The sequence below is a fragment of the Aeromicrobium sp. Leaf289 genome (assembly GCF_001423335.1).
Classification (GTDB): domain Bacteria; phylum Actinomycetota; class Actinomycetes; order Propionibacteriales; family Nocardioidaceae; genus Aeromicrobium.
Map to the genome: position 1 here is coordinate 801,547 of NZ_LMNK01000002.1, position 15,375 is coordinate 816,921.

Genomic DNA, 15,375 nt, shown 5'->3' on the forward strand with positions numbered 1-15,375 from the left:
CGCCCGGACCACGGTCGGGAGTCCGTGCGCGGCTGCGAATCTTTTGCGGATACGTATGCGCTGGTAGTAGCCTGCGCGCAGTCAGACGGTCAGGCCGACGAGAGGCACGGGGTCCACGTGGTCACCAGCAGGGACGTGGCGTCGGCCGCGGGCGTGTCCCAGGCGACGGTCTCGCGAACGCTGTCGGGCGCCGCGGGCGTCTCCGAGGAGATCCGGGCCCGTGTCATCAAGGCCGCCGAGGAGCTCGGCTACGAGCTGAACTTCGCAGCGCGGGCCATGCGGCTCAAGCGCAGCGGCACGATCGGTGTGGTCGTGGACCGCGTCACCAACCCGTTCTACCCCGAGGTCATCGAGTCCCTGTCGCGCACCCTCGACAGCCTGGACCTGCGGATGATCCTGTGGGACTCCCAGGGAGCGGGGGAGAAGGGCGCCATCCAGGCGATCGGCCAGAAGATGGTCGACGGCCTCATCTTCACCACGGCCACGAGCACCTCCACCGCCCTGCGCACCGCGCTGGACGCCGGGGCCCCGCTCGTGCTCGTCAACCGCATCGTCGAGGGGGTGCGCTGCGACCAGGTCGACTCCGACAACGCGTCGGTCTCCTCGCGGGTGGCGCACTACTTCGCCGTCAACGGCAGGGTCCGGGCCGGCCTCATCACGGGCTCGCCCGACGCGAGCACCGCCCACGACCGGAGGGTCGGCTTCGTGCGGGGTGCGGCGGCGCACGGCGTGGAGATCCCGTCGGAGTTCGTCATGGACGGCCGCTTCTCCCACCGCGGCGGCTACGAGGCGTTGCAGCGAATGTTCGAGCACCCCGACCCGCCCACGGCAGTCTTCTGCAGCAACGACCTCAGCGCCTTCGGCGCCCTCGACGCGGCCCGTGCCGCCGGCATCGTCGTGCCCGACGACCTGTGGATCGTCGGGTACGACGACGTCGACATGGCCTCCTGGGAGGCGTTCAGCCTCAGCACCGCTCGCCAGCCGGTCGAGGAGATGGTGCGCGTGGGTGTGCACCTGCTCCTCGAGCGCATCGACAGCCCGCGGCGTCCGTCGACGCATCAGCGCTTCGTCAGCGAGCTGGTCGTGCGCGACTCCACGGGTTGGGTGCCGGTCCCCGAGCGCGCGCTCGTCTGAGCGGCCGCTGCCCGATCGGCGCCCACCGGGTGGGTGCCGCGTGCCGGGCCGGGCCCGGGCGGGTCAGCCCCGCTCGGGCAGCTGGGTGAGGACGGCCGCCTCGAGGTCGTCGACGCGACCCTGGCCCATCAGGGCGTTCATCTCGTCGAGGCTCATCATCTGCGGCTGCCACGCGGCGGTCGACCCCGCGTCGCGGATCCCGGCGTAGAGCTCGGAGATGACGCGCCCCGCGAGCCGGAGCGCGGCCGTGGGGTACAGCGCGATCGCGTAGCCCATCGCGTCGATCTCCTCGAGCGGCAGGATGGGGGTGCGGCCGGACTCGGTGAGGTTCACGATCAGCCGGCCCGGGATCTCGGTGGCGATGCGCTCCAGGTGCTCGCGGCTCTCGGGCGCGTCGACGAAGACGGCGTCGACACCGAGGTCGTGGTAGCGCTTGCCCCGCTCGATCGCCTCGTCGACGCCGAGCGGGCCCAGCGCGTCCGTCCGGGCGATGACGAGGGCGTCGGCGCGGGTCCGCACGGCGGCGGCGACCTTGCGCTCCATCTGCAGGACCGGGATGACCTCCTTGCCCTGCATGTGGCCGCACCGCTTGGGCGCGACCTGGTCCTCGATCTGCACCGCCGCGGCGCCGGCCTGCTCCAGGCGGCGCACGGTGGCCGCGACGGCGGTGACGTCGCCGTAGCCGGTGTCGGCGTCGACGATGACCGAGACGGGCGTGCTCGTCGTGATGGCCGCGACCGCGTCGACGACGTCGGTCATGCCGGTGACGCCGAGGTCGGGCTGGCCGTGGCGCCACGCCGCCACGGCGTACCCGCTGAGGTAGAAGGCCTCGAAGCCGGCCGCCGCGGCGCAGTGCGCCTCCAAGGGCGTGCCGCCGCCGGGTGCCGCGAGGACCCCGTCGCGGTCGAGGAGGCCCCGCAGGGTGTCGCCGGGGCTGGTGCGGGGCGTCGTCGTCATGGCGGTCCTGTCGTCGGGGAGGAGATGGGGCGTGGGCCGCCGGTGCTCGGCGTCGGCGGTCGCGGTCGAGTATACGTATTCAGCCACGTGGGCTCCACCCCTTCGTCGCTCTGTGAGATTGTCTCGCGAAAGCGTTGACGACGCGGCAGCACGATGCTTGTATACGTATACAGACACCGAGCGAAGGACCGGAAGATCCGGATCCAGGGCGGCAGCCGCCCACTGAGACGGGAGACCGCATGCGTGAGGACCAACCGCACACCGCCCCTCTGGCGGGTCGCGTCGCGGTGGTCACCGGTGGCGCTCGTGGCATCGGCCGCGAGATCGCCCTGGCGGCGGCCGAGGCCGGGGCGCGTGTCGCCGTCACGGCGCGCCGGGTCGAGGACGCGCAGGGCACGGTCGACGACATCGTCGCCCGTGGCGGCGAGGGACTCGCCGTCGCGCTCGACCTGTCCGTGCGTGAGCAGGTCGCGCCCGCCTTCGCCCAGGTCGTCGAGTCCTTCGGCGCGCTCGACGTGCTCGTGTGCAACAGCGGCGTCGGTGGTCCGTCGGCGGCCCTGTGGTCGGTCACCGACGAGCAGTGGGACGACGTCGTCGACGTCAACCTCACCGGCACCTTCCTGTCGATCCGCGCGGCCACGCCCCACATGGTCGAGGCCGGCCGGGGCGTTGTGCTGGTGATCGGCTCCATGACGGGGAAGCGTCCACTGCTGCACCGGGCCCCGTACGCCGCCACCAAGCTCGCGATGGTCGGTCTGTGCCGGACGCTCGCCCTCGACCTCGGCGAGCACGGCGTCCGCGCGAACGTGGTCTCGCCGGGGTTCGTCGCGGGCGAGCGGCTCGAGTGGGTCATCGAGAACCAGGCGACGGCGCTCGGCTCCGACGTGGCCACCGTCCGCGAGGAGCTGCTCGACGGCACCCCGCTCAAGCGGTTCACCACCGCCGAGGACGTGGCGGCTACCGTCGTCTTCCTCGCCAGCGACGCGGCGTCCGCGATCACCGGTGAGGACGTCAACGTCTCCTCCGGGCTGGTGATGTACTGATGACCGGCACCCTCTTCGACAAGGTCTGGGACCAGCACGTGGTTCGGTCCGCGCCGGGTGAGGCCGACCTGCTCTACGTCGACCTGCACCTCGTGCAGGAGGTCTCGAGCCCGCAGGCGTTCAGCCAGCTGCGGCTCGACGGCCGACCGGTGCGGCGCCCGGACCTGACCCTGGCGACCGCCGACCACGCGGTGCCGACACTGGGCCGTGGGCTCGCGCTCGCCGACGACACGGCACGCCTGCAGGTCGAGACCCTGACGCAGAACTGCGAGGACTTCGGCGTCCCGCTGTACGGCGTCGGTGACCCCCGTCAGGGCATCGTCCACGTGATCGGCCCAGAGCTGGGCCTCACGCAGCCGGGGATGACGATCGTCTGCGGCGACAGCCACACCTCCACGCACGGCGCGTTCGGCGCCCTGGCGTTCGGCATCGGGACCTCGGAGATCGCCCACGTCCTCGCCACCCAATGCCTCCCCCAGCAGCGGCCCCGCACGCTCCTCGTCGAGGTGAGCGGCGAGCTCGGCCCCGGCATCACCGCCAAGGACCTGGCCCTGACCCTGATGCACGAGCTCGGCACGGGCGGCGCCGCGGGCTACGCGGTCGAGTACCGCGGCGACACCGTCAGCCGGTTGTCGATGGAGGGTCGCATGACCCTGTGCAACATGACCATCGAGATGGGTGGTCGGATCGGCATGGTCGCGCCGGACGAGACCACGTACGCCTACCTGCGCGACCGCCCGTTCGTGGCGGCGATGGACCAGGGTCTCGACGAGCTCGTCGCCACCTGGGCCGAACTGCGCAGCGATCCCGACGCGGCCTTCGACGCGATGCGCCACGTCGACGCCACCTCCGTCGTGCCCATGGTCAGCTGGGGCACGACGCCCGCCATGAGCGTGCCCGTCACGTCGCGCGTGCCGCTGCCGGACGATCAGCCCGACCCCGACGCCGCGCGTCGCGCCCTGGAGTACATGGGACTGCAGGGGGGCGAGGCGCTCCAGGACGTCGCGATCGACCGGGTGTTCATCGGCTCGTGCACGAACGGCCGCATCGAGGACCTGCGCGCCGCGGCCGACGTGCTGCGCGGTCGTCACGTCGCCCCCGGCGTCGAGGCGATGGTCGTCCCGGGCTCCGCGGCGGTCCGTCGCCAGGCCGAGGAGGAGGGCCTCGGCGAGGTCTTCGAGGCCGCCGGGCTCTCCTGGCGCACGCCCGGTTGCTCGATGTGCGTCGGGATCAACGACGACCGCCTGTCGGCCGGCCAGCGGTGCGCGTCGACCTCCAACCGCAACTTCGAGGGTCGTCAGGGCGCCGGAGGGCGCACGCACCTCGTCTCCCCGACCATGGCCGCCGCCGCGGCCCTCCACGGACACCTCGTCGACGTGCGCGAGGTCCTCGCCTCGTCGACCGCACCATGACCACCCCTCCCCACCGGGACGACACAGGAGCTGAACAGACATGACCTTGCGCATCGGCGTGGACGTCGGAGGCACCTTCACCGACCTCTTCCTGCACGACTCCGAGAGCTCCCGGTTCTGGCTCGCCAAGACACCGTCGACGCCGGGCAACCAGGCCGAGGGCGTCATCCGCGGCATCCAGGAGATCTGCGCGAAGGCGGGCCTGGAGCCGCAGCAGCTCGACGCCGTGCTGCACGGCACGACCGTCGCGACCAACGCGCTGCTCGAGGACAAGGGCTCGCGGGTCGGCCTGCTCACGAGCCACGGCTGGCGCAACATCCTGCACCTCGCCGACAGCTGGACGCCCGGTCCGCTCTTCGGCTTCTTCAACTACGCCCCGCCGGAGCCCGTGGTCCCCTTCGAGCGAGTGCGTGCCCTCGAAGAGCGCATCACCGCCGACGGCGAGGTGATCCTCGAGCTCGACGAGGCCGACGTCCAGCAGAAGGTGCGCGAGCTCGTCGACGAGGGCATCGAGGCCCTGACCATCTCGCTGATGCACGCCTACGCCCACCCGGCCCACGAGGAGCAGGTCGCGAAGATCGCCGGCAAGGTGCTCGCCGACCTCGGCGTCGACATCCCGGTCTCGCTGTCGAGCGACGTCAGCCCGGAGTTCCGCGAGTACGAGCGTGCGGTCACGACCGTGCTCAACTCCTACCTGGGCCCCGTGATGCAGCGGTACCTGTCGACGCTCGACACGGCCCTGCGCGACGTCCCCGTGAGCGCGAGCCTGCAGGTCGTCCGCTCCGACGGCGGCCTCATGTCGGTCGGCGGCGCCCAGGAGCACCCGATCCAGACGGCGCTGTCCGGACCGTCCGGTGGCGTCAACGGTGCCGCGTACGTGGCCCAGCGCGCCGGGTTCGACAAGATCATCACCTTCGACATGGGCGGGACGTCCTCCGACGTCGCGGTCTGCGTGGGCGGCGTGCCCGAGGTGACGCGCGAGACCAAGGTCGCGGCCTTCCCCGTGCGCGCCCCCGCCATCAACGTCGAGACGATCGGCGCCGGCGGCGGATCGATCGCGAACGTCTCCGAGGTCACCGGCGGCCTGCGCGTGGGTCCGGAGAGCGCGGGCGCCCAGCCGGGGCCGGCCTGCTACGGCCGCGGCGGCACGCTGCCGACCGTCACCGACGCCAACCTGGTGCTCGGCCACCTGCCGACCACCCTGCTCGGCGGGGACATGACGCTCGACGCCGACGCCGCGATGAAGGCGCACGAGCCGCTCGCCGCCGAGATGGGCGTGGACGTGCACAGTGCGGCTCAGGCCGTCATCGACATCGTCAACGGCAACATGCTCGGCGCGCTGCGCGCCGTGACGGTGCAGCGCGGCCTCAACCCGCGGGAGTTCTCGCTGCTGTCCTTCGGCGGCGCGGGGGGCCTGCAGGCCAACGCGCTCGCCGCCGAGCTCGGCTGCTTCCCGGTGATCATCCCGCCGGAGGCCGGCGTGCTGTCGGCAGTCGGGTTCGTCGTCGCCGACGTGCAGAACGAGTTCGCGCAGGCCTACCTCTCGCCGGTCGAGTCGATCGACGTCCAGGCCCTGCGCGCGACGCTCGCCGAGCTCGGCGGCCGCGCTGACGCGTGGCTCGAGGAGGAGGGCGTCCCCGCCGCCGACCGCAGCGTCCGCTACGTCTTCGACATGCGGTATCGCCGCCAGGGGTACGAGATCACCGTCGAGATCGACGCCGACACCGCCGCGACCCTCGAGCTGGACGACCTGACCCGCCGCTTCCACGAGGAGCACGTCCGGCTCTACGGCTTCGAGCTCCCGGCGAGCGTCGAGGTCGTCACGGTCCGTTCGCGTGGCATCGGCCGCACCGAGAAGGTCGACCTGGAGCCCGGCACCGAGGTCGCTCCCGACGCGTCCGCCGCGCGGGTCGGCAGCCAGCCGTCGTGGGTCGACGGTGCCCTGCAGGACGTGCCGATCTACGACCGCGCCCTGCTCCAGCCGGGCATGTGCGTCGAGGGCAAGGCCGTCATCACCCAGTACGACTCGACCGTGCTGGTGCTCCCCGGGCACCGCGCGCGCGTCGATACCTTCTTCAACCTGCTGCTCGAGGAGTCCCGATGACCACGACGTCCGCCATCGACCCGGTCACCCTCGACCTGATCGAGAACTCGCTCAAGAACATCCGCATCGAGATGGACGAGGTGCTGCGGCGCTCGGCCATGTCGTCGTCGATCCGCGAGCAGCACGACGAGTTCCCGATGATCGCCAACGAGCGCGGCCAGATGATCGTGGGCCAGTTCGGCTCCTACATCCCCGACGTCGTGGCGCGCTTCGACACGGTCGCACCGGGTGATGCCTACATCCTCAACGACCCGTACCTGTGCCGCGGCTCGATCTCGCACACCAACGACATCCTCGTGATCGTCCCGATCTTCCACGGCGAGCGCCTGGTGGGCTACGCGAGCCAGTTCGGACACGTGCTGGACATCGGCGGCACCTCGCCCGGCACGCAGACGGCCGACTCGCACTCCATCTGGGACGAGGGCCTGCGCATCCCGCCGGTCAAGATCGTCGAGGGCGGCGTGCTGAACGAGGGGGTCGTTGCGCTGATCCTCAACAACACGCGCGTCCCCGACATCGTTCGCAGCGACATCATGGGCCTGATCGGCGCCTGCCAGCGTGCCGCGAGCCGCGTCGTCGAGCTCTGCGACCGTCACGGCCAGCCGACCTACTCGGCGGCCTGCGACGCGCTGCTCGAGCGCACGCGCGTCGCCATGATCACGCTGATCCGCAAGTACGTCCCCGAGGAGAAGGTCGTCTTCTGGGACTGGGTCGACGACGACGGCGCGGGCAACGGTCCGTTCAAGCTGCAGCTCACGGTCTGGCGCGAGGGCGACACGGCCTACTTCGACTGGACGGGCACCGACCCGCAGGCTCCGGGCTCGATCAACTTCCTCATCCACGAGAACCTCTGCAAGCTGTTCTTCGGCGTCTACATGATCATGGCGTTCGACTCGAGCATCCTCTTCAACGACGGCTACAACAGCGTCTTCGAGGTCACGCTGCCCGAGGGCTCGCTGCTCAACCCGAACTTCCCCGCCCCGCTGTCCAACCGGCTCAACGTCCACACCCGGCTGTTCGACTGCATCTCCGGTGCGCTCGGCCAGAAGGCCCCCGACCTCTCGATGGGCGCGGGCTACGGCACCAGCCCGCACCTCGTCTACTCCGGCTACGCCGAGGACGGCGAGTACTTCCAGATGACCGAGCTGCTGTTCGGCGGGCTGCCCGGCCGCAAGGCCGGCGACGGCCTCGACGGTCACTCCTGGTGGCCGGAGTTCCGAAGCACCCCGGCGGAGTACATGGAGACGAACTACCCCCTGGTCGCCATGCGCTACGAGCCGGTCACCGACTCCGGCGGAGCCGGTCTCCACCGTGGCGGCGCCGGGATCGAGCGGGAGTACCTGTTCCGTCGCCCGGGCTTCGTGGGCGTCAACGACGACCGTGCGACCCTGCAGCCGTGGGGCATCGGCGGCGGACGAGCCGGCGGGAGCTCCTCCAAGCTGATCGTGCGCGCCGACGGCACCCGCGAGGAGCTGCCCTCCAAGCGCGACAACATCAAGGTCGAGCCGGGCGACCGCCTGGTCTTCCGCACCGCCGGAGCCGGTGGCTGGGGAGATCCGCTGCAGCGGCCGGTGGCCGCCGTGGAGCAGGACATCGCCCGCGGGCTCGTGTCGAAGGAAGCGGCCCGCGCCGAGTACGGCGTCGTCGCCGGCGACCCGGAGGCGACGGCGGTGCTGCGCGAGGAGCTCGCCGCGTCACGGACCGGTGCGCTCGGCTTCGACTTCGGCGCCCTCCCCGACGGCCTCGTGCCGCCGGTGCAGGTCGCCGCCTCGTCCGCCGGTCGGGACGGAGCCTCCGCATGAACGCGCTCGACGAGGACTACCGCCAGTCCGGCTTCAACCAGCGTCTGGGCTTCGGTGAGCGGCCGGCCGTCCTGGTCGTCGACTTCGTCAAGGCCTACCTGACCCCCGGCAACCCCCTCTACGCCGGGGTGGAGGACGCCCTGGCCGCCGCGACGACGCTCGTCGAGACGGCCAGGGAGTCCGACGTGCCGGTGCTGTACACGGTCGTGCACTACGAGGACCCCACCGAGGGCGGCCCGTTCTTCCGCAAGGTGCGTGCGCTGCAGAACTTCGTCGGCGACACCGAGGCGGGCGAGATCTGCGACGAGCTCGCGCCGCGTGACGGCGAGCTCGTCATCCGCAAGAAGTTCGCCAGCGCGTTCTTCGGGACCGGCCTGAAGGAGACGCTCGAGGAGATGGGCGTCGACAGCGTCATCGTCGCCGGCCTGAGCACGAGCGGCTGCGTCCGGGCGAGCAGCCTCGACGCCATCCAGTCGGGCTTCGTGCCGATCGTGGTCCGGGAGGCGGTCGGCGACCGCGCGGCCGGCCCGCACGACGCGGCCCTGTTCGACCTCGACGCCAAGTACGCCGACGTCCGCAGCCTCGACGAGGTCCTCGAGCACCTGCGCTCGCTCGCCGCTACCTCCTAGCCCCGAACCGACACCTCCCACCCCGCCGCGGCGCCCGCCGCTCACCGAACGGAGCACCCCCATGGAACACCTCAAGAAGCCCACCGGCAGCGACGCGTCGGCCGGCACCCGCGACCTCGTCGTCTCCCAGACCGTCGCCTCGATCATCGAGGACGTGCGCACCCGCGGCGACGCCGCCGTGCGTGAGCTGTCGGCGAAGTTCGACTCCTGGGAGCCCGAGAGCTTCAGGCTCTCGGCCGAGGAGATCGACCGCATCGTCTCCTCGGTCCCGCAGCAGGTCCGCGACGACATCGTGACGGTGCAGGCCAACGTCCGCGAGTTCGCGCAGCACCAGCTCGACTCGATGAAGGAGTTCGAGGTCGAGACCATGCCGGGCGTCCTCCTCGGCCAGAAGCACGTCCCGGTCGAGGCGGCAGGCGCCTACGTCCCAGGTGGTCGCTACCCGCTGCTCGCCTCGGCGCACATGACCGTCGTGACCGCCAAGGTCGCCGGAGTGGAGCGGACCACCGCCTGCACGCCGCCGATCCGTGGCGAGGTGCCTGCTCCCACGATCGCCGCGATGGCGCTCGCCGGCGCGGACGAGATCTACCTGCTCGGCGGCGTCCAGGCCGTGGCTGCGATGGCCATCGGCACCGAGACCATCGGCAAGGTCGACATGCTGGCCGGTCCCGGCAACGCCTACGTGGCCGAGGCCAAGCGTCAGCTCTACGGGGAGGTCGGCATCGACCTCTTCGCCGGGCCCACGGAGATCCTGGTCATCGCGGACGACCACGCGAACCCGTTCGTGGTGGCCGTCGACCTCCTGAGCCAGGCCGAGCACGGCCCGGACTCGCCGGCCGTGCTCATCACCACCAGCCGCGAGCTGGGCGAGGAGGTCATCGCGCACGTCGAGCGCCTGCTGCCCGGGATGTCGACCAACGACAACGCGGGACCGGCCTGGCGGGACCACGGCGAGGTCATCGTCGTCGACTCCCTCACCGAGGCCTACGCGCTGGCCGACCGCTTCGCGAGCGAGCACGTCCAGGTGTTGACGCAGGAGCCGCGTCGAGCCCTGACCGAGATGCGCAACTACGGCGCGCTGTTCCTCGGGGAGGGCACCTGCGTGTCCTACGGCGACAAGGTCATCGGCACCAACCACACCCTGCCGACGCGGGGCAGTGCGCGCTACACCGGCGGCCTGTGGGTGGGCAAGTACCTCAAGACCGTCACCTACCAAGAGGTCACCGATCCGGCCTCGAGCGCGGCGCTGGGCGAGCTCTGCGGTCGCGCGGCGCGAGTGGAGCTGTTCGAAGGTCACGCACGGTCCGGTGACGTCCGCGCGGCGGGCCACAACGGTGTCGAGCCGGACTGGATCACCGAGGCGCGCTCCGTCGTGTGACGTTCACGTGACGTCGCCGTCACGTTCGTGATGCAGGGCACAAAAACCCTTGACAGGGTCTGCGTCACCGAGTTGTATACGTATACATCGCAGAGAGGAGGAGAGATGTCGGAGTCGCTGCACCGTGGTCTCGCCGCACCAGCGGGCGGGCATCTCTCCTCCTCCGCAGCCCGAGGGCGGGGGGCCCACGAGCCCAAGGACGAACGGTCGGCCGCGCCCGCGGTGCAGGCCGGACGGACGCCGCATCCCGGCCGTCGGCCGCGGACGACGTCGACCCACCCCATCAGGAGAGAGACATGACCCCAAGAACTCCAGGCCGACTGCGTCGCACCGGTGGTGCCGCCGTGGCCCTGCTGCTGTCCGCCGCCGTGATGACCGCGTGCAGCACGGCGTCCGACTCGTCGTCGTCGTCCGACGGCGGTGAGCAGAGCGACGCCCAGAAGGCAGCGCAGGCCAAGGTCGACGAGGCCTCCGCCATCCCCACCTTCACCCTCGACGCCCCGGCGTTCGATGTGACGAAGGCCGAGGGCAAGACGATCGTCAACGTCCCGATCACCGAGCAGATCCCCTACGTCAAGGCCGTCGACGTGGAGATGGAGCGCGTCGCGAAGAAGTACGGCGTGAAGTGGGTCAACTACCAGAACGGCGGTACGCCGACGGAGTGGTCCAAGGGCATCGACTACGGCATCCAGGTCAAGGCCGACCTGATCATCGCGCACTCCGGCATCAACCCCGAGGTGATCATCCCGGCGCTCCAGCGCGCCAAGCGCGCCGGCATCCCGGTCATCGCCACCCACACCTACCAGGACGGCGAGGAGCCCCCGGCCGCGGTGAAGGACCTGCTGGCCTCGACCACCACGGTGCCGTTCGCCCGCTCGGGCCAGCTCCAGGCCGACTACGTCGTCGCGCAGTCCGGTTGCGAGGCGAAGCCACTCATCATCACCACCAACGACCTCCTCGCGTCCAAGCACATCCTCAAGGGGATGAAGGACGAGTTCGCCGAGCTGTGCCCCGAGCTCGAGCCCGGCGTGATCGACGTGCCCGTCGGCCAGTGGGGCACCAACATCAAGCCCGAGGTGCAGTCCTACCTGGTGAAGAACCCCGACACCGACTGGGTCATGGCCAGCTACGACGACCAGACGGTCCCGGCGATCGCCGCGATCCAGGCCGCCGGCAAGGGTGGATCGGTCAAGATGACCGCCTACAACGGAACTCCGGCCAACGTGAAGCAGATCCAGGACGGCGACATCCTCGCCGCGGACGTCGGTGAGAGCATCAACTGGCTCGCGTGGTCGGTCGTCGACCAGTCGTTCCGCATCCTCTCGGGCGTCGAGCCCACCGAGGGCGGCGACCAGAAGACGCCGCTGCGCATCATCGACGACTCCAACGTCGACGAGACCGGCACGCCGCCGAACAACGAGGACGGCTACGGCGACGCCTACGTCGAGGGTTACGAGAACCTCTGGCAGACCGGGAGCTGATCGAGATGGGAGCACCTGTGCAGCTCGGTCACACGGACGTCGAGGCGAACGTCGTCCTCCGCGGCATCACCAAGTCGTTCGTCGGCGTGCAGGTGCTCAAGGGCGTGGATCTCTCCATCGCACACGGGGAGATCCACGGCCTGCTCGGCCAGAACGGCTCGGGCAAGTCGACGCTCATCAAGGTCCTGAGCGGAACCTACGACCCGGACGGTGGCGAGGTCCTCGTCGAGGGTGACCCCCAGGGCCTCCCGCTCGTGGACTTCGCCGCCGTCGGGTTCAGCTTCGTGCACCAGGACCTGGGCCTCATCGAGGAGATGACCGTCCTCGACAACTTCCTCCTGCCGCAGACGGCCCGCTCGGGCTCGTACTACCTGCGGTGGCGTCGGGACCGGGCCCGGGTGCAGGAGGTGCTGGAGCGCCACGGACTGCACGTCGACACACGGGCCTCGGTGGCCTCGCTCGAGCCGACGGACCGGGCGCTGCTCGCCATCGTCCGCGCGGTCCACCACATCCAGGAGAGCGACCGGCGCGGGCTGCTCGTCCTCGACGAGCCGACCGTCTTCCTGCCGCGCGAGGGCGTCGAGCGCCTGTTCGCGCTCGTGCGCAGCGTCGCGTCGAAGGGGACGAGCGTCCTGTTCGTCTCTCACGACATCGACGAGGTCCGCGAGCTGACGTCGCACGTCACCGTCCTGCGGGACGGTGCCATCGCCGGCACGGCCGTCACGGCCGAGGTGAGCGACGAGGAGCTCGTCACGATGATCGTCGGGCAGCAGCTGGCTCGCCACCAGGGCCAGCTCCGCGCGCACGACGGCCGCGGCGACGTGGTCCTCGGCGCGAGGTCCGTGCGCACCTCGCTGCTCGACGGCATCGACATCGAGGTCCGCGAGGGTGAGGTGCTCGGCGTGACGGGCCTGAACGGTTCCGGCTTCGAGCACGTGCCGTACGCCTTGTTCGGCGCGCTGTCCGACGCCGAGGGGACCGTGCGCGCGGGCGGCGTCGACCACGACCTGTCGTCCTTCGACCCTCGGGCCGCGCTCTCGGCCGGGATGGCGTTCGTGCCGGGCGATCGCAAGCGCGAGGGTGCAGTCGGCGACCTCACGCTGGCGGACAACATCACCATGCAGGCGATCGACCGACACCGTCCCTGGATGTTGCGTCGCGACGCGCTTCGACGTGACGGCGTGCGCCTCATCGAGGAGTACGACGTCCGGCCCGCGAGGCCCGACGCGATGTACGGCTCGCTCAGCGGCGGCAACCAGCAGAAGGCCCTCATGGCGAAGTGGCTCACCACCGAACCCGACGTGCTCCTGCTGCACGAGCCGACGCAGGGTGTCGACGTGGGCGCTCGCGAGCAGATCTTCGCGGCGCTCGACGCGGCTCGCGAGCGCCGCACCGCCGTGGTCTGCGCCAGCTCCGACTGCGAGCAGCTCGCCCGGATCTGCGACCGCGTGGTGGTGGTCGCCCGCGGCAGGATCGCTGCGGAGCTGAGCGGCGACGCCATCGAGAAGGACCACCTGGTCGAGCAGGTCTACAACACCGCGACCATCACCGAACCGCAGCACCAGCACGAGGGGACACCCGCATGAGCGCACTGGCCGAGGAGAAGAAGAAGGCCGACCAGCAGGCGGAGGCATCGCCGCCGGCCGCCCGGAGAGGCGGGCCGCGCTGGCGCGACCTCGGACAGCGCTGGGCGCTGCTCATCGCCTGGGTGGTCGTCATCGTGGTGTTCGGTGCGCTACGTCCCGACATCTACCTGAGCGCGGCGAACTTCCAGACGATCTTCGGGTCGCAGGCGGTCCTCCTGCTGCTTGCGCTGGGACTGCTGCTGCCGCTCGTCACGGGCAACCTCGACCTGTCGGTCGCGGCGAACCTCGCGTTCTCCTCCGTGCTGCTCGCCGTGCTGCAGGTCGAGGCCGGACTGTCGCTCGGGGTCGCGGTCCTCGTGGTTCTGGCGGTCGGCGTCGTCATCGGCATGGTGAACGGCTTCCTGATCGTCGGGCTCGGCATCGACTCCCTCATCGCGACCCTCGGCATCGCCACGGTGCTCCAGGGCCTCGCGTTGGCGATCTCCAACGGTCAGACGTACTCGGGTGTCAGCTCGACCCTCATCAACCTCTCGGCGAACTACCGCTTCGCGGGCATCGCGCTGGGGTTCTGGTACGGCGTCGTCCTGACGCTCCTCCTGGCCTACCTGTTCGTGTTCACCGCGCTCGGTCGCCGCATGCTGTTCGTGGGCCGCAACGCCGAGGTCTCGCGCCTCAGCGGGGTGCCGGTGGCGCGCATCCAGTGGGGTGCGATGGTCGGGGCCGCAGTCATCGCGTCCTTTGCCGGCATCATCTACACCGGCAGCCAGGGAGCCGCCGACCCGACGTCGGGACTCGGCTTCCTCCTGCCCGCCTTCGCGGCGTGCTTCCTCGGATCGACCGCCGTGCAGCCGGGTCGGTTCAACCCCGTCGGCACGTTCATCGCGGTGTTCTTCCTCGTCAGTGGCATCACCGGTCTGCAGATCCTCGGCGCCGCCTCCTACGTCCAGCAGCTGTTCTACGGCGGGGCTCTCATCCTCGCAGTCGCTCTGGCGAAGATCCCCGAGCGCCGCCGCAAGCGCAAGAAGGTGGCGGCGTGAGGTCCGAGGCGATGTGGTGCGCCGATGAGTGACGCCTCACTCACCGGACGTCGCGTCCTGGTCACCGGGGCCGCGGGCGGCATCGGTGCCGCCGTCGCGATCGCCGCGGCCGGTGCCGGTGCCGCGTCCGTCCTCCTGGCCGACCGCCCGGGAGCCGAGCTGTCGGCGGTGGCCTCGCAGGTCGAGGCCGCCGGCGCCGCGACCGTCGTCCTGGCCGCCGACCTGGGCGAGGCGGACGCCGTCGTCCAGCTGGCGAGCGAAGCCGTCGACCGGGCCGGGGAGATCGACGTGCTGGTCAACGCTGCCGGGGTGCACGAACGCGTGCTCGCCGCCGACACCGCCGTCGACGTGATGTCGCTCGACCTGTGGAACCTGGTGATGGCGATCAACCTGACCGCGCCCTTCCTGCTGACCCGCGAGCTCGCCTCGAGCATGCCGAACGGTGGCAGCATCGTGAACGTGGCTTCGCAGCTGGGCCTCGTGGGTGCAGCGGCCAGCCCGGCCTACACGACCAGCAAGGCCGGTCTGGTCCAGCTGACGCGGAGCACCGCGGTCGACCTGGCGGAGCGTGGCATCCGCTGCAACGCGGTGGCGCCCGGCGCCATCGAGACTGCCATGACCGACCGGATCCTCGCCTCCACCGCCGACCCGGCGGCTGCGCGGGCCGACGCCCTCGACACCTACGTGCTGAAGCGGTTCGGCCTGCCTGCCGAGGTCGCGGAGGCCGTGTGCTTCCTGGCCTCCGACGCCTCTGCGTGGACGACGGGCGCCTGCTTCGTCGTCGACGGCGGACAGACCGCCTGGCGCTGACC

The 15,375-nt window shown here is 70.9% G+C and carries 12 protein-coding genes; 11 read left to right on the forward strand and 1 reads right to left on the reverse strand.

Going from position 1 to position 15,375, the window contains the following annotated elements; genetic code table 11:
• The first annotated feature begins 117 nt into the window (after positions 1–117).
• Positions 118–1,134, forward strand: coding sequence for a LacI family DNA-binding transcriptional regulator (locus ASF37_RS07825; protein ID WP_055963322.1), 1,017 nt, complete (start codon positions 118–120; stop codon positions 1,132–1,134).
• Positions 1,135–1,197: 63 nt separating this feature from the next.
• On the opposite strand, the gene ASF37_RS07830 is transcribed toward ASF37_RS07825, so the two are convergent.
• Complete coding sequence (locus ASF37_RS07830) at positions 1,198–2,178, reverse strand: oxaloacetate decarboxylase (protein ID WP_156364874.1); 981 nt, start codon at positions 2,176–2,178, stop codon at positions 1,198–1,200.
• 152 nt (positions 2,179–2,330) lie between these two features.
• On the opposite strand from ASF37_RS07830, the gene ASF37_RS07835 reads away from it, so the two are divergent.
• The 10 genes from ASF37_RS07835 to ASF37_RS07880 all read left to right on the forward strand — a co-directional run bounded on the left by ASF37_RS07835 (position 2,331) and on the right by ASF37_RS07880 (position 15,373).
• Positions 2,331–3,134: an SDR family NAD(P)-dependent oxidoreductase gene (locus ASF37_RS07835; RefSeq protein WP_056556314.1), complete on the forward strand. Its 804-nt coding sequence runs from the start codon at positions 2,331–2,333 to the stop codon at positions 3,132–3,134.
• Complete coding sequence (leuC, locus tag ASF37_RS07840) at positions 3,134–4,546, forward strand: 3-isopropylmalate dehydratase large subunit (protein WP_056579794.1); 1,413 nt, start codon at positions 3,134–3,136, stop codon at positions 4,544–4,546. Before ASF37_RS07835 ends, leuC begins: the two co-directional genes overlap by 1 nt.
• 40 nt (positions 4,547–4,586) lie before the next feature.
• The gene (locus ASF37_RS07845; RefSeq protein WP_055963334.1) at positions 4,587–6,650 is read left to right on the forward strand and encodes a hydantoinase/oxoprolinase family protein; all 2,064 of its coding nucleotides are present in this window, start codon (positions 4,587–4,589) and stop codon (positions 6,648–6,650) included.
• On the forward strand, positions 6,647–8,452 hold the full coding sequence (locus tag ASF37_RS07850) for a hydantoinase B/oxoprolinase family protein (protein WP_082480331.1): 1,806 nt from the start codon (positions 6,647–6,649) through the stop codon (positions 8,450–8,452). The genes ASF37_RS07845 and ASF37_RS07850 overlap by 4 nt, the downstream gene beginning before the upstream one ends.
• The gene (locus ASF37_RS07855) at positions 8,449–9,081 is read left to right on the forward strand and encodes an isochorismatase family protein (protein ID WP_055963337.1); all 633 of its coding nucleotides are present in this window, start codon (positions 8,449–8,451) and stop codon (positions 9,079–9,081) included. The genes ASF37_RS07850 and ASF37_RS07855 overlap by 4 nt, the downstream gene beginning before the upstream one ends.
• 61 nt (positions 9,082–9,142) lie before the next feature.
• The gene (gene hisD / locus ASF37_RS07860) at positions 9,143–10,459 is read left to right on the forward strand and encodes a histidinol dehydrogenase (RefSeq protein WP_056556312.1); all 1,317 of its coding nucleotides are present in this window, start codon (positions 9,143–9,145) and stop codon (positions 10,457–10,459) included.
• A 296-nt stretch (positions 10,460–10,755) separates the two neighbouring features.
• A complete protein-coding gene (locus ASF37_RS07865) occupies positions 10,756–11,940 on the forward strand; it encodes a sugar ABC transporter substrate-binding protein (protein ID WP_055963343.1) in 1,185 nt (394 codons plus the stop codon).
• Positions 11,941–11,945: 5 nt separating this feature from the next.
• On the forward strand, positions 11,946–13,526 hold the full coding sequence (locus ASF37_RS07870; protein ID WP_082506444.1) for a sugar ABC transporter ATP-binding protein: 1,581 nt from the start codon (positions 11,946–11,948) through the stop codon (positions 13,524–13,526).
• Positions 13,523–14,563, forward strand: coding sequence for an ABC transporter permease (locus tag ASF37_RS07875; RefSeq protein ID WP_055963350.1), 1,041 nt, complete (start codon positions 13,523–13,525; stop codon positions 14,561–14,563). Before ASF37_RS07870 ends, ASF37_RS07875 begins: the two co-directional genes overlap by 4 nt.
• 24 nt (positions 14,564–14,587) lie before the next feature.
• Positions 14,588–15,373, forward strand: a complete 786-nt coding sequence (locus ASF37_RS07880; RefSeq protein WP_055963353.1) for an SDR family NAD(P)-dependent oxidoreductase — start codon at positions 14,588–14,590, stop codon at positions 15,371–15,373.
• The last annotated feature ends 2 nt before the right edge of the window (positions 15,374–15,375 follow it).